This is a genomic window from Psychrobacter sp. NC44, assembly GCF_904846655.1.
Lineage (GTDB): Bacteria > Pseudomonadota > Gammaproteobacteria > Pseudomonadales > Moraxellaceae > Psychrobacter.
The window spans coordinates 33,685-46,885 of the sequence record NZ_CAJHBN010000013.1; the positions used below are offsets into that span (position 1 = coordinate 33,685).

12 protein-coding genes are annotated in these 13,201 nt (G+C 42.7%); 5 read left to right on the top strand and 7 right to left on the bottom strand.

Translation table 11 applies throughout. The features are described from left to right. Positions 1–296: 296 nt before the first annotated feature. Positions 297–959 carry a PepSY domain-containing protein gene (locus JMX95_RS10150; RefSeq protein WP_109590728.1) on the top strand — a complete coding sequence of 221 codons (663 nt, stop codon included), beginning with the start codon at positions 297–299 and terminating at the stop codon, positions 957–959. Positions 960–1,254: 295 nt separating this feature from the next. Continuing rightward, the gene (locus JMX95_RS10155) at positions 1,255–1,626 is read left to right on the top strand and encodes a hypothetical protein (RefSeq protein ID WP_109590727.1); all 372 of its coding nucleotides are present in this window, start codon (positions 1,255–1,257) and stop codon (positions 1,624–1,626) included. Positions 1,627–1,635: 9 nt separating this feature from the next. Here JMX95_RS10155 and JMX95_RS10160 read toward each other — a convergent pair whose 3' ends face one another. Both JMX95_RS10160 and JMX95_RS10165 read right to left on the bottom strand, forming a co-directional pair. Next, positions 1,636–1,947 (bottom strand): NGG1p interacting factor NIF3, encoded by a 312-nt coding sequence (locus JMX95_RS10160; RefSeq protein WP_109590725.1) that lies wholly within the window; start codon positions 1,945–1,947, stop codon positions 1,636–1,638. Between the two features lie 53 nt (positions 1,948–2,000). Then, positions 2,001–2,648: a DNA-3-methyladenine glycosylase gene (locus JMX95_RS10165; protein ID WP_109590723.1), complete on the bottom strand. Its 648-nt coding sequence runs from the start codon at positions 2,646–2,648 to the stop codon at positions 2,001–2,003. Positions 2,649–2,877: 229 nt separating this feature from the next. On the opposite strand from JMX95_RS10165, the gene JMX95_RS10170 reads away from it, so the two are divergent. After that, positions 2,878–4,197: a short-chain fatty acid transporter gene (locus JMX95_RS10170; RefSeq protein WP_060490252.1), complete on the top strand. Its 1,320-nt coding sequence runs from the start codon at positions 2,878–2,880 to the stop codon at positions 4,195–4,197. A gap of 260 nt (positions 4,198–4,457) precedes the next feature. On the opposite strand, the gene purC is transcribed toward JMX95_RS10170, so the two are convergent. From purC to dapA, 3 genes are all read right to left on the bottom strand, one after another. After that, positions 4,458–5,171, bottom strand: a complete 714-nt coding sequence (purC, locus tag JMX95_RS10175; protein ID WP_109590721.1) for a phosphoribosylaminoimidazolesuccinocarboxamide synthase — start codon at positions 5,169–5,171, stop codon at positions 4,458–4,460. 130 nt (positions 5,172–5,301) lie between these two features. Next, entirely contained in the window at positions 5,302–5,616 is a 315-nt protein-coding gene (locus JMX95_RS10180; RefSeq protein WP_227676039.1) for a hypothetical protein, read from the bottom strand. Between the two features lie 35 nt (positions 5,617–5,651). Further along, the gene (gene dapA, locus JMX95_RS10185; protein WP_109590717.1) at positions 5,652–6,557 is read right to left on the bottom strand and encodes a 4-hydroxy-tetrahydrodipicolinate synthase; all 906 of its coding nucleotides are present in this window, start codon (positions 6,555–6,557) and stop codon (positions 5,652–5,654) included. A 45-nt stretch (positions 6,558–6,602) separates the two neighbouring features. Between dapA and JMX95_RS10190 the strand changes: the two genes are divergently transcribed. Beyond that, a complete protein-coding gene (locus JMX95_RS10190) occupies positions 6,603–6,905 on the top strand; it encodes a hypothetical protein (protein ID WP_201560753.1) in 303 nt (100 codons plus the stop codon). Between the two features lie 90 nt (positions 6,906–6,995). On the opposite strand, the gene JMX95_RS10195 is transcribed toward JMX95_RS10190, so the two are convergent. After that, a complete protein-coding gene (locus tag JMX95_RS10195; RefSeq protein WP_198330898.1) occupies positions 6,996–8,204 on the bottom strand; it encodes a hypothetical protein in 1,209 nt (402 codons plus the stop codon). Between the two features lie 273 nt (positions 8,205–8,477). Then, positions 8,478–9,842, bottom strand: a complete 1,365-nt coding sequence (locus JMX95_RS10200) for a Do family serine endopeptidase (protein ID WP_374220445.1) — start codon at positions 9,840–9,842, stop codon at positions 8,478–8,480. A 972-nt stretch (positions 9,843–10,814) separates the two neighbouring features. Between JMX95_RS10200 and JMX95_RS10205 the strand changes: the two genes are divergently transcribed. Continuing rightward, positions 10,815–13,190, top strand: a complete 2,376-nt coding sequence (locus JMX95_RS10205; protein WP_227676040.1) for a cation:proton antiporter — start codon at positions 10,815–10,817, stop codon at positions 13,188–13,190. The last annotated feature ends 11 nt before the right edge of the window (positions 13,191–13,201 follow it).

Sequence of the window (13,201 nt, forward strand, 5' to 3'; positions counted from 1 at the left end):
CTGATGTTAAGTCGCGTAAGCGTCATTTCGTGTAAGCATATGCTTACATGATTCATATTCGTTACCCTGATTACAACTTATTAACGCAAAAGACACTTATCATCAAGCTTCGTACATTATGATAGATAATGTAAGAAAATATTTCAAAGCGCCTAATGGTAATGACGATGGTAATAATCAATTTGCCAGTAAGTTATGAATACGATTATATGAAAAATTTATAGAGTGCATACGTGCTCGGCTATCACCAGCAATGATGCGACGGGTAATTTAAAAATATTATAGGATGTTGGATCATGAAAATTCTAAAGCCTTTCTCAATTAAGACCATTATATCTACTGGTCTTGCGGTTACATTATTGGGTACTACAGTTGGGTGTGCCGTCGTCGGTTCAGGGTATGATAATTACCCAGTATATGGTGGTAATGATGATTATGGTAACGCTGACTATAACCGTATTAGTCAAAAGCTACGCGCTGATCTGCGCCGTAAAGGCTATCAGGTTATGGATATCAAATCCGATAACTACCGTGGCAATCGCATAATGACCGCTTATGCCAAAAAGAACAACCAAGCATACGAGCTAAAATACACGTATCCTGATCTAAAACTTATTAGCTCAAATAAAAAAGCTTGGTCTAATGTTTGGCAAGACGATAGATATGACAAAGACCATTACAACAAAGACAAATATAAAAATAATGGCAAGCATAAGAATAATAAGCACTATAAAAATGATGATATCGAAGATAACATTAAAAGAGACTCGCGTTATCCAGCAATTAAGCAACGTGCGATCAATAAAATACAAGGCATGGGCTATCGGGTCAACGACATTGAGTTGGAAGAAAAGAACGGACGCGGCGTGTTCGAGATTGAAGCCAAGCGCGGCTCACAAGAGTATGAAATACGACTTGGTTACCCAAACTTAAATGTGATTAAGATTGAAAAAGACTAGGGCATGTCCTCCATTCAATTGATAGTTATAGTCAATCCTATATAAATCAGATACGGTATCAGGCTCGCTTAGTCTACTACTTATAGTACTTTCGCTTGCCTTCCTTGAATCTAAATTATATTGAACCGACTATATTTAAGCGCATTAAAAATGAGAGTAGCAAAATAAAGCTATTAAATAAAGTTTTGGCATCGTTTCTTACTTGATGCCTTCGGTCAAATAAGCCAGCCCTTGGTTTATTTGACCCTTTTTTATAAAAGAAGCAAAAATATTTTTGACATCATAAGAGGATTTGATGAACCACCATACTTTATTAAAAACCACTACTAGCGCCAGTATGATTGCAGTGTTGCTGACGATAACGACTGGCTGTGTCACCGCACCTGGTTATAATGCTTACGGCGACCTTTACGAAGATGTTTATAAAGACAGTAAGGTCTACAAAAAGCACAAGAAGACCATCAACTCCATTGATAAAGAGCTTTATCAGCCTGCTATCGAGCAAAGGGCTGCCAATAAAGTCAGCAATATGGGTTATCGAGTCAAAGACGTCAAATACAAAAAAGGTGACAGTAAAATAAAAGTAAAAGCCAAACGCGGCAGTGAAGATTACAAAATCGAGCTTGGCTATCCGAGTTATAACGTGATTAAGATCAAAGAGGATTGATAGCTAACCCTAAAAGTCTAATACTTCAATCACATTATAGGCAGGCGTTTCATAAGGATGCGCCTGCTTTAACGCCTCGACGACCTGTATAATATCAGCATCAGCCACTACCATTTCTACCCGCCATTCCTCAACGGTTTCCAGTCGATCATGTGCTCCAATATTCGGATTACTGCCTGCCAGTGGCATAAATTGCCCTGTCCCCTGCACTTGCCAACAGCACTGTTCATAATTGCCAATCGTCCCAGCGCCCGCCGAAAATAAAGCGGACTTGACCTGCTCTAATGCTGTATCTGGAATAAAAACGGTCAGTTTATACATGTATTACTTCCTTCCAGTCTATTTAGAAAAACAGCCATCAACTATCAATCTTACTATTTTTTGGATAACGAAGGATGGTCTGTCCAAATGTAGCGTAATAACCACTCTTTTGCCTCGCCCGCATAATCAATGCCAATCCGTGGACGCAGCGATACTGGCGGCTTGCAACCGTCGTCTTCTATCCAAACGGCTGATGCTGGATGAATGGATTTGCCATACAAGTCACGGTCGATTTGTAAACGCTTGGTCAGCTTACCGGGACCAGCGAACTGCTTGGGATGAATCAGTTGTTGATCTAAGCTCAATAATTGCTCATCTCGCAAGCGGCCACTATCTTCTGCTAAAAACCCCGCACGTATCAGCACCGACTCAGGGGAGTCGATAGCACCACTGATTAAATTGAGCATATGATGGACGCCATAAGTCAAATACACGTAAAAAACACCACCTTGCTCATACATGATTTCAGTGCGCGGCGTTCGACTGCCAGCATGTGAATGACAAGCGGGATCGCCCGCACCGATGTAAGCTTCGGTTTCTGAGATACGCATACGTAGTATTTTAGGCGTGCCATCCGTATCTAACAGCTTTCTACACAGCACTTTACCTATTAAGTCAGCAGCGACCACACAGGTTGGTCGAGTAAACCATGATGGCGCTAAAATAGTAGGCTGCGCCGTGGAAGTTTGAGACGTTGACATTAGTAATGACCTTTTATGCTTTTATATCATTGAATAATTAATAAGTTATCATAAAATTAAGAAAAGGTATGGCACACAGTGTTTAAGGAATGTTTAAACAAACCTTGCAAGGTCGATATAGCATTCAAAAAGATGATTTCTGCTGAATGAATAAGCATAAAAAAGGAAGAATGAGGTAACATTGGAATGAGGAATGAAACGTAAACTTAGACAAAAAGGAAGTCAAAAAATGAAAGGGATTACACGCTTCTCGAATAGCTTGATGGAAAAATATTTACCAGATCCATTTCTGTTCGTCATTATTTTAACCTTGGTTATTTTTGTAATGGGCTTAGGTTTAACCGACTCTTCACCGGTACAGATGGTGGCGTTTTGGGGTGAAGGCTTCTGGGCTTTGCTGGCATTCTCAATGCAAATGGTGTTGGTGCTAGTAACTGGTTTTGTATTAGCAAGCAGCCCCATATTTAAAAAAGGGCTGGGTAAACTTGCCAGTTTCGCAAGCTCGCCAGGTAGTGCGATTATACTGGTCACCTTAGTATCGCTTGCAGCAAGCTGGATTAATTGGGGATTTGGCTTGGTCATTGGGGCATTATTTGCCAAAGAGCTGGCGAAGCGTGTCGAAAATGTCGATTACCGTTTATTGATTGCCAGCGCCTATTCTGGATTTATCATTTGGCATGCCGGATTCTCTGGGTCGATTCCATTATCCATTGCAACAGCAGGCCATCCCTTCGTTGATAAAATCGGTGTTATTCCAACAAGTGCGACCATCTTTGCTAGCTATAACCTAATTATCGTCGCAGCATTGGTTATTATCGTCCCTTTATTAAACCGTCTGATGATGCCAAAAAAAGAAGATACGATTACGGTAGATCCAAAACTTCTAGTAGATCCTATCCCTGAGGATCTGCCAGCCAAATCGGATATGACACCAGCAGAACGCTTAGAAAACAGCTGGATTTTATCAATGGTCATTGGCGTATTGGGCATCGCCTTTATCGTGTATTATTTCGCACAGAACGGTTTTGCTCTAACGCTCGACTTGGTTAACTTTATGTTCTTGTTTCTTGGTATTATATTTCACGGTACACCTCGCAAGTATTTGATTGCAGTTCAAGAAGCGGTTAAAGGTGCAGGCGCTATCATCGTCCAATTTCCTTTTTATGCAGGCATTATGGGAATGATGACAGCTTCGGGGTTGGCAGGTGTGATGTCAGAAGCGTTTGTCAACGTTTCAACAGCGGAGACGCTACCACTTTTTGCTTTCCTCAGTGCAGGACTCGTCAACTTTTTTGTTCCTTCAGGTGGTGGACAATGGGCAGTACAAGCACCAATCATGTTAGAAGCGGCGGAAATGTTGGGTAGTGATCCGTCACGAGTTGCTATGGCTGTAGCATGGGGTGATGCTTGGACAAATATGATTCAGCCATTTTGGGCATTACCAGCACTGGCGATCGCAGGTCTAAAAGCCAAAGATATCATGGGTTTTTGTGTCATCGTGCTGATTGTCAGTGGTGTTGTGATTGGTTTAGGACTCTTGTTTTTATAATAAATCCTATAACTCCAACATTAACTATTTTAATAAAGAGGTTGTTCTTATCTTTAGATAATAATGAAGTAAATCAAATAGCAGTGGAGCTATTCAGAATAGCCATATTTGATAATAACGACTACCTTTAGGTCAAAGCCTTTATATTATTAGTCGTAAGATAAACACGAAGATTAATTTAAAATCACAAAAAAACTGAGCACATGGCTCAGTTTTTTTTACGCTAAAGATTGACCTGCAGTGCAGTGCCAATCAAACATCTAGCTTAATGGCACACCAATACGGTTAGCCACTTCTTCATAAGCTTCAATGACATCGCCTAATGATTGACGGAAGCGGTCTTTATCCAGCTTCTTCTTAGTCGTCTTGTCCCAAATACGGCAGCCATCTGGTGAAAACTCATCCCCTAAGACGATACGGTCATGGAACACACCAAATTCTAGTTTGAAATCAACCAGTATCAAATCACCTGCTTCGAATAACGCCTTTAACACTTCATTTACTTGATGAGTCAGCTCTTCCATTCTTGCCAGTTGTGCTTCGGTTGCCCAGCCAAGAGACACAGCAAGTGACTCATTGACCATTGGATCACCCAGCGCATCATCTTTATAAAACAGCTCATAAGTAGGTGGCGTCAATGCTTGCCCTTCTTCTAAGCCTAAACGACGCACCAAACTGCCCGCAGCAAAGTTACGCACCACGCACTCAACCGGAATCATATCCAAACGCTTGACCAATACTTCATCTTCAGACAATTGCTTTTCAAAATGCGTTTCGATACCAGCATCAGCCAATTTTTGCATGATGAAAGCATTAAAACGATTATTGACGACGCCTTTGCGGGCTAACTGTTCAATACGCTTGCCATCAAGCGCTGAAGTATCATCACGGAAATGTAGAATCAAAAGATCATTATCTTCAGTTTCATAGACAGATTTGGCTTTGCCTTTATACAGCAGTTGTTGCTTTTGCATTATGGGAATTCCTGTTCGTTCAAGCTTATGTGGTAAAAACGCGCAGCGACCGCTGATTTTTGTATGACAGAATGAATAATATTTACATTAATCACTGTAAAATGTCAGCGGTATAAATAAGGGAATAGCTTTAATTCGAAGGACTACTGACAGCGCGCTCAGGCTTCGGTAGCTGGTACTGATTACCTGATTCGTTCTGTAATTTCAGCGTATTTGCACCAGCATTAGGAGTTGCATACAAAGGTACAAAAGGCGCTGGTTCTTTGTTAGCAGGCAGCTCTATTGGCACAAGCTTCTTGCTTTGCTGATATTCTAAGCTACCATTGTCACGCTTACTAAGTAAGTTTTTAGCACTTTGGCAACCGCTCAATACTAAAGTACTTCCCAATATTAAGGTCAGCAGCGCAGGGAATATTTTTGCAGTCGGTGATGATGTTTTCATCATATTATCTCTCTGAGTTAGCATTTACACGCATCATTTTATAATAAGTTCGCACGCACCAAGGCGTCATCAATAGTGGCATGATGTTGTTCAGCCAACCATACCAAAGGCAGACGAATACCAGTATCTATCATACCCATTTTATGAAGCGCATATTTTGCTGGGATAGGACTTGACTCAATGAACAAGTCACGGTGTAAATGCTTGACCACATCATGTACTTTATGAGCCGCATCAAAATCACCACGAAGCGCCGCTGTAAAAGTCTCGCTCATCGCTTTCGGGGCGACGTTGGCAGTGACTGAGATATTACCTTTACCACCAAATGTCATCAAATCAAGCGCCGTACTGTCATCGCCAGATAGCACGACGATTCTATCGCCCACTGCTTTGATCAATTGCTCACCGCGAGCAATAGAGCCTGTGGCATCTTTAATTGCGACGATATTATCGATATCAGCCAGACGTTCTACGGTCTCTTGTGCAATATCAACGACCGTACGTCCTGGCACATTGTAAAGCATCTGCGGGATATTTACCGCGCGCGCGATAGCCTTATAATGTTGGTATAAGCCTTCTTGTGGCGGCTTGTTATAATAAGGCGCAACCAATAATGCACAATCTGCACCAGCGTCGGCAGCATCTTGGGTCAGCTTAATGGCTTCCATCGTATTATTGGCACCTGTTCCAGCAATCACTGGTACACGACCTTTGACATGCTGAACAAAGTAGCGAATGACATCGCTGTGCTCTTGCATAGATAATGTCGCTGACTCGCCAGTAGTACCAACGGCAACGAGACAATGTGTGCCTTGCTCAATCTGCCAATCTATGAGATCCGCCAGACGTTTATAATCAACCGTGCCGTCAGGATGCATGGGCGTTACCAAGGCTACCATTGAGCCTTGTAGTCGGGTTTTGATCTCGTCGTATGCTGTGCTCATAACCGTGCCTTACTGTATTATCCTAGCTTTTTTCAAAGCTGTCACATGATAGGTCGTTGGCAAGTGTCAATGATTACGTCTACACCTGTACTCATATTGTGTACATTCATAGGCGCCATTGGCAATATCTTGCTTGATATTAATGCTAAGTATTTTTTATTATCAATCTTTTTCTATGATAAAAGCGTTAACAATATAGATGCTAAAAATCGTCTTGGCCTTATTTTTGCCAATGACCGACAACGCTTATTTAATACTAAAAATAGAATAATAAAAACGCCTGCTAGTGTAGCATATTTTGATTTGACCGCTATCAATCAATTAACGTTCAATCAATTGAATTGCTGACATGCCGTTACAACCTACAAACCAACAGCCTTATTATTCAACTCTCAGTTTAGCGCAATGAATCAGCGCTGATAAGTCTTTTGAGTCATGTTAACGAATCGTCAACACATCGATAGTGGGGCGATACAAGCGAAAAGGCAACCCTCGTGTACCAATACCGCTACTGACAAATATCTGCGCACTGCCATGTTGGTATAAACCCCGCTGCTTACCCATGCGGCTATTATTCAACAGGGTTGACTGCTCGCTACTACGTGCGATATTTTTTTGTTTTTGTGCCAACCATATATTTTTTTGAATCGCCTTTGCTGCACCAGTAATCAATAGTGGTCGTGGCTGTAAGGATTTTGGCAAATCGCTAATACTATCAAATCGTGAAGCCAAGATGATGACGGGCTTCGTGGTATTAGCAATTTCAGCACCAAGCGCGGCTTTATCAGACGCATTTGCCTCTTCAATATCAGCAAACTGTTTAGGAACATCTTGCCAGCCGCAAAGCACGGCGACGGTTGGGCTATTTTCCAAATTTTGCTGTCTAAAACCCTCTTTATTATTTTTAGAATAACTCGCACTGGGCATTACTGGAAGCGCATTAGTAGCCCTAGTACATTTAAGTGGCAGCGAGGTACACTGTTGACCAATATAGCTGATATCAAGCACATCAAAGGCACTGGACAACGTATCTTCTAATAACGGCTGTCCTTGCTTAGTCGTATTAATCGATTGATAACGCAAGTCTGAGGTACTCATCACTGTATAAATAGGCTTATTAACCCCTTTAAACAACATGAGCTGACCCACTAAATCAGCACTTGGATAATATAACCAGTCGCCTGTAATCAGCACCGCATCTGCTGGTAACGCATTGATGGTAGCAACCAGTTTACGAATATGACGCGGCTTGCCGCTATACAAGCCTATGCGTAAATCAGCCAATACGGCAACCGTCAGCGGTGTGGATAAATCTAAGTCGATTGCATGATGATCTAAACGTAAACGATTGGGTTGTATCACCACGGTATAAAAATAGAACCCCATTGCAAATACGGCCACTAGCACGAGTGTCAGTGATAGCTGCGGCAGTATCGGCAACATTTCTTGCGACCAACCTATCACCAACAGCAAAGCCCAAACGGGCATAGTATAGGCAGCATAATATAGTGCCAACTTCAACCAAATACGCATAAAACGTTTGGTAGGATTGGCATTGAACGTTTGTAATCCTGACCACAGTACAATATACGCAAGCAATACTGCTGTCGTAGAGATACTTAGGATATAAAGAGCATGGTCAGTCATAATTACCTGATGGTTACGGAAGGGTATGAGCCTAGCAACTGGCTTACCCTATATTAGAACGTATAGAGCGATAAATAAATCGCTCAATGAATAAGTTAGTGACAGTGTTGGAGCTTTTTGAATCATGGGTAAAAAAATCAGCCATTATAGGGGTCGAGCTCTATCATAGACAAGTAGAATTATTGACGCGTCTGTTATGCCATGCTCAATTGCTGCCCCGAACACCCATTACCCATTACCCATTACCCATTACCCCTACTAAGCTATCAAGGCTTACTCAATACGTAAACCAATAATCGCGGGAATACCTTGGCGGATAATTTCAATGGTCACTACGCCTTTTTTGGGCAATGATGAAATCGCGCTTGAAAAATCCGTGACCTTTTTAATTGGCTTTTGGTGAAAATTGGTAATCACATCACCTGCCAATAGACCTGAGCGCGCCGCCAATCCCGTTGGGTCAACTGTGGTAACCAAAATGCCCGTCTTATTATCCACTGCGATTTCTGCTTGCTCATCAGCGGTCAAGTTACGTAAACGCAAGCCTAACTGCACCTCATCATTCTGCTGATCGCCGCCTTGTGCTCTCACATCATTGGGCGCATAAGTGAGTTTGCCGCTGATGGTCATCTGCTTACCATTACGCTGAATCTGTGCGCGGAAGCTATCGCTCGGTTTGGCACGATTGAGCAAGTTTAATAAATCTGAGGCGCGCATAATTTGCACTTCATTATATTGCAAAATGATATCGCCAGGTTTTAGACCAGCTTTTTGTGCAGGTGAGTCTGGTGATACTCTTGTCAGTAGTGCACCTTGAGGACGATCTAGGTTATAAGCTTCTGCTAAATTGCGATCGATGTCTTGTGGATAAATACCTAAATAAGCACGTACCACTTCGCCATCGGTTTTTAGCTGCTCGTAAATATCCATCGCCGCATCAATCGGAATGGAAAACGACAGACCCATGTAACCACCAGTACCACTAAAGATACGCGAATTAATACCAATCACTTCACCGCGCTGATTAAATAGTGGACCGCCTGAGTTACCAGGGTTCAATGCCACGTCTGTTTGGATAAATGGCACGCTGGTATCGCGTGAAAAGCTGCGTGATTTAGCACTGACAATGCCCGCCGATGCTGAGTAATCAAAACCAAATGGCGAACCAATAGCTAGTACTGGCTCCCCTACTTTCAGAGCATTCGAGTCGCCGATAGGCAAAGCGGGAAATTGGTTGCCCGAGACTTTTAGCACTGCCACATCAGAGCGCTCATCACTACCAACCAAGGTTGCATCAAGCTCCGTTCTATCGTTAAGAGTAACAGTGATTTTATCAGCGCCCTCCACCACATGATGGTTGGTTAGCATATAACCATCGGCTGTGACAAAAAAAGCCGTGCCATAAGCATGCTCAATTGCTGGCGTGGCAGCCTGATCAGGAATACGTAAACGATCACCAAAGAACTGCCGCAACAATTCGGCTGTTTGGGCTTTGGCAAGCTCAGCCTCGCTGACGGTCTTGGTGACATTTACGCGGGCAACGGCTGGGGTAACTTGCTGTACTAAGTCAGAAAAATCCGCCGTGGTGACGACAGCTTGAGCGCTCGCCATGGCGGTGGCAGTGACGCCAGTAACCATCGAGGTACTGACAGCAAGCACCAGCGCACTACGTTTTAACCAATGCGGCACATAAAACTTAGATTGCGCTGTAAGCATATTGATAGGCATGTTGTCCTCCATATAAGTAATCGTTGTTATTTTTAATCGTTATGTTTTGGCTACTATCGCTAGTGAGGCGTATACGATGTTTTAATTTTAACCAAATCCGTATATGACAAACGTTGCATCGGCACTTAATGTTATGACGGCCAACCTTTTTAGTCGCCATCTAGTCGTTTATTAGATTACTGTTTTTTATACCCTTATGCCATCGACCATTCGCCTTTCCTTATATAGACACCCCAAAACAATGATCATCCTCGCTAGGTGCATGATAAAGACGGCTACTGTATGATATGTCATCGTGCTATTTTGTCATTATTCCGATCATGTAGGATAACCCAAGGCGCGATTATTTGACCCAGTTATTGTATATTTTTACCGCTGCCTACTGATATCGTGGTAGATACGGCCTTGCTCAGCATGAAATAAAAGCATGTTATGATAGCAAGCCAAATAACTTTTCAAGCAAACTAAAGTCTATAAATAATCATTATTGACTATTGTTTTATAAAGCTGGCTATTATCACCCTTATTTTTCATCTTTTGCATCACTAGAATAATGCGATGGTCGATTCAAGATAAATGGATAAAAAAAGTCGCGTGACAGTACTATCAATAATAGACTGAGCGAGCGTGATGCCATATACGATTTATATGAGATTGACGATTTTTTCTAGCAATGCTTTTGTCTTTACTACTCTATAGTAGTTATATCATATCTAGCTCATGTTGTGATTCATGATGGATACCATTGTCGTCGCTTACGTTTTATAGAGATGTGTCTTTATAGCGAGTAGCGTCAACTTATTACTATACTACTGGCAGCCGCGACTCTAAAAAAGCGGTTGATAGCTATAAAATACGACAAGATTATAAAAGGATCAATTTATGGATACCGCCCTATTATTATCTGGCGTGGTTGGGATTGGCATTGCTGCCCAATGGTTGGCTTGGTATTTAAAGCAACCGTCCATTTTATTTTTATTACTGATTGGCATTATCGTGGGCCCAGTGCTGGGAGTCTTCGATCCTGACTTGGTGCTGGGGGAGCTGATGTTCCCCTTCATCTCTTTGGGCGTGGCGATTATCCTATTTGAAGGCTCGCTAACGTTAGAGTTTGACGAGATTAAACAGCATGGCACCGTGGTGCAAATGCTGGTGTCGGTCGGTGTACTTATCACCATTGCTATCGTGGCGTTATCGACTTATCTCTTATTTGATGTCGATCCACTGATTGCTTTGCTGTTCGGTGCGCTCGTGTGCGTCACGGGTCCAACGGTGATTATGCCGCTATTACGTAGTGTGCGTCCCAATAAGACCATCTCTAACATCCTCAAATGGGAAGGTATCATCATTGACCCAATCGGCGCTATTGCCGTGGTTTTGGTCTATGAATACATCATCTCCGGCGGCGAAGCCAGCAGTATCTTATTGTTTGCCAAAATCGTGGTATTAGCGACAGCGATGGGTATGGCAGGCGCTTGGCTGCTTGCCTTCTTGATGCGTCGGCATATGATTCCTGAGTTTTTACGCAATGTCTTTACGCTTGCCTTTGTGTTGGTGTTATTTTCAGTATCGAACCATTTAGAGCATGAGTCTGGGCTATTGACAGTCACTGTATTGGGCGTGGCGCTGGCGAATTGGCCAAAATTCCCACGCGATACGATTTTAGAGTTCAATGAATCTTTAACCATCCTTCTTATCTCTGTGCTGTTTATTATCCTTGCAGCACGTGTAGAGCTAGAAAGCTTACTTAGCGTGGGTTTCGCAGGTCTGGTGTTACTTGCTATCGTCATGTTTGTGGCGCGACCCTTATCCGTTTGGGCATCGTCTATTGGCTCAAACTTAAAGACCAATGAAAAGTTGATGATTAGTTGGATTGGGCCACGTGGTATCGTTGCTGCAGCTATCTCATCACTGTTTGCTATTCGTCTGCAAGAGTACGATATCCAAGGTGTTGAACTGCTCGTGCCCTTAGTATTCATGGTCATTATTGGCACGGTTATGATTCAGGGCTTGGGGGCAAAAATAGTCGGCAACTTGCTGGGTGTCCGTGAGCCTGAGACCAATGGTATTCTTATCGTCGGCTCAAATCCCATTGCGCTTTTGGTAGCAACTTCTCTAAAAGATCAGGGCTTTGATGTCATCGTCGCACACAACAACTATACCAATATTGCCCGCGCACGCATGAGCGGTCTGCGTACTTATTTTGGCAATCCCATCTCTGATCATGCCGATCATCATCTTGACCTGATCGGTATCGGTCGGCTGTTTGCCATGAGTATGGACAAAGAGATGAACACCTTATCTGAGATTCATTATCGTCATGAATTTGGTGAGCGCAAATTGTACCGTCTCAAGTTCAGCGACGAAAAGGTCAAAAGCGAGCGCGATGATAAGCAAGGCAACTTCCACTCGCAGTGGCTGTTTGGCAAAGATGTCACTTATACCAAGCTTGCCAGTATGCTGTCGAAAAAAGCCCGTATCAAGATTACCAACATTACTGACAGCTACAGCTTTGAGCAATACAAAGCCGACAATAAGCAATTCGTGCCGCTGTATACAATCGACAAAGAAGGCAAGCTACACGTCATTACCGATAAGTTTGACGGCATCGTGCCACGCGATCGCAAGCTCATCTCACTGGTAGTGGAAGATGAAGTACAGCCAAAACCTGTCGACGTGACACCCAAACAAGAGCAGGCGCGACTGGCAGCTGATGCTAACTTTGAGTCCAGCTCAAAAGCGCCTGAAAAGCGTAAAGAGAAAGAGCTGAGCGATGATAGTGTTGATGCAACAGAACAATCCACTGCCACTGATAGCGACAGCGCTAAAGAAACAATTGCTGAGCAGGCAATCACTGAGCAAAATGCAGATACTGAGGTATCAAACCATTCGAGCAGCAGTGCTGGAACTAAAACCACGCCAGACACCTTGAATGACAAAGTAATAACGTCAAAAGATAAGTCTATTGGCGTCGTTAATAAAGGCATCATATCAGCCAACTCGACAGCGACTTCGAAGGCAATTCCTAAAAACAAGGTGTCTAACAATAGTAGTACGAATGGTAATGGCAACGCACCTAAAACTAAGAAGGGCGCGCTTGATCCAAATCGTCTACCCGACTCTGGTCAAGATAATACAACCAATGCAAGCTCTGATGGCGATATTACTAAAGGCGATGTCACTAAAAACAATATTATTAACAAAGACAATGTTCAAGAAATTTCAGATAATAAAGCGGTGAATAAACAGGATAAATAATCGTTGCCACA

Coding starts and splice junctions, on each gene's coding strand:
- JMX95_RS10150 (WP_109590728.1), top strand. CDS start 297: ATGAAAATTCTAAAGCCTTTCTCAATTAAGACCATTATATCTACTGGT.
- JMX95_RS10155 (WP_109590727.1), top strand. CDS start 1,255: ATGAACCACCATACTTTATTAAAAACCACTACTAGCGCCAGTATGATT.
- JMX95_RS10160 (WP_109590725.1), bottom strand. CDS start 1,947: ATGTATAAACTGACCGTTTTTATTCCAGATACAGCATTAGAGCAGGTC.
- JMX95_RS10165 (WP_109590723.1), bottom strand. CDS start 2,648: ATGTCAACGTCTCAAACTTCCACGGCGCAGCCTACTATTTTAGCGCCA.
- JMX95_RS10170 (WP_060490252.1), top strand. CDS start 2,878: ATGAAAGGGATTACACGCTTCTCGAATAGCTTGATGGAAAAATATTTA.
- purC (WP_109590721.1), bottom strand. CDS start 5,171: ATGCAAAAGCAACAACTGCTGTATAAAGGCAAAGCCAAATCTGTCTAT.
- JMX95_RS10180 (WP_227676039.1), bottom strand. CDS start 5,616: ATGATGAAAACATCATCACCGACTGCAAAAATATTCCCTGCGCTGCTG.
- dapA (WP_109590717.1), bottom strand. CDS start 6,557: ATGAGCACAGCATACGACGAGATCAAAACCCGACTACAAGGCTCAATG.
- JMX95_RS10190 (WP_201560753.1), top strand. CDS start 6,603: ATGATAGGTCGTTGGCAAGTGTCAATGATTACGTCTACACCTGTACTC.
- JMX95_RS10195 (WP_198330898.1), bottom strand. CDS start 8,204: ATGACTGACCATGCTCTTTATATCCTAAGTATCTCTACGACAGCAGTA.
- JMX95_RS10200 (WP_374220445.1), bottom strand. CDS start 9,842: ATGGTTACTGGCGTCACTGCCACCGCCATGGCGAGCGCTCAAGCTGTC.
- JMX95_RS10205 (WP_227676040.1), top strand. CDS start 10,815: ATGGATACCGCCCTATTATTATCTGGCGTGGTTGGGATTGGCATTGCT.